At 59.1% G+C, this 1,379-nt stretch carries 2 protein-coding genes; both read left to right on the forward strand.

Annotated features, from left to right (window positions below):
• Positions 1-2 precede the first annotated feature (2 nt).
• Entirely contained in the window at positions 3-287 is a 285-nt protein-coding gene (locus HMPREF0178_RS19935; protein ID WP_005024615.1) for a UxaA family hydrolase, read from the forward strand.
• 5 nt (positions 288-292) lie between these two features.
• The coding region (locus HMPREF0178_RS19940) for a UxaA family hydrolase (protein ID WP_009369343.1) at positions 293-1,379 on the forward strand (1,087 nt) is incomplete at its 3' end.

The following is a 1,379-nucleotide window of genomic DNA, read 5'->3' on the forward strand; positions in this document are numbered from 1 at the left end:
TCATGTCAGTGCAATTTCTGGTTCATGAAGACGGCGACAGCGTCGGCGTCATCACCGTGGAAGGCGTGAAGGCCGGTCAGGAACTGACTGGCTGGATCATGAAAGAGGACAAGACCATTACGTTCAAGGTCCTCGATGATATTCCGATCGGACACAAGATCGCACTCAAGGATTTGAATGTCGGCGATACCGTCTTCAAGTACGGCACCGATATCGGGAAGGTTGTCAAACCCATCCGTCAGGGCGAGCATCTTCATGTCCACAACGTCAAGACCAAAAGGTGGTAGGTCACATGCAAAAGTCATTTTTCGGTTATCGCCGCGACAACGGCCGCGTGGGCATTCGCAATCATGTGCTGATTTTGCCCCTGGACGACCTTTCCCAGCCCGCTTGCGACGCCGTTGCCAATAACATCGGCGGCACCGTTGCCATCCAGCATCCTTACGGCCGTCTGCAGTTCGGTGCCGACCTTGACCTCCATTTCCGCACCTTGATCGGCGCCGGCAGCAACCCGAACGTTGCCGCCGTCATCGTTATCGGCATCGAAGAAAAGTGGACCCAGGACGTGGTGGACGGCATTGCCAAGACCGGCAAGCCCGTTGCCGGCTTCGGCATCGAACAGCACGGCCAGATCGACACCATCGCCCGCGCTTCCCGCAAGGCGAAGGAATTCGTGCAGTACGCCTCCGCCCTCCAGAAAGTGGAATGCCCCATCTCCGACCTGTGGGTTTCCTGCAAATGCGGCGAATCCGACACCACCTCCGGCCTGGCCTCCTGCCCGACCGTCGGTAACGCGTTCGACAAGCTGTATGAAGAAGGCTGCACGCTGGTGTTCGGTGAAACCACCGAACTCACCGGCGGCGAACATCTGGTGAAGGCCCGTTGCGCCAATGACCGGGTCCGCAGCGAATTCACCGCGTTCTTTGACCGTTACGCCAAGGTTATTGACGATCACAAGACCTCCGACCTTTCCGACTCCCAGCCGACCAAGGGGAACATCGAAGGCGGCTTGACCACCATCGAAGAAAAGGCCCTCGGCAACATCCAGAAGATCGGTACAAAGGCGCCTGTCATCGGTACGCTGGACAAGGCCGTGACGCCTACCGGCCCCGGCCTGTGGTTCATGGACTCCTCCTCCGCCGCCGCCGAAATGATCACCCTCGTGGCCGCCGCCGGCTACGTGGTGCACTTCTTCCCCACCGGGCAGGGCAACATCATCGGCAACCCGATCGTGCCCGTTATCAAACTGTCCGCCAACCCGCGCACCATCCGTACCATGTCCGAACACATGGACGTGGACGTGTCCGGTATCCTGCGCCGCGAAATGAATCTCGACCAGGCTGGCGACAAGCTGCTCGACATGATGTTCCAGACCATCG

Origin of the sequence: Bilophila sp. 4_1_30, assembly GCF_000224655.1 — a bacterium.
In the GTDB taxonomy this organism is placed as follows: Bacteria; Desulfobacterota; Desulfovibrionia; order Desulfovibrionales; family Desulfovibrionaceae; genus Bilophila; species Bilophila wadsworthia.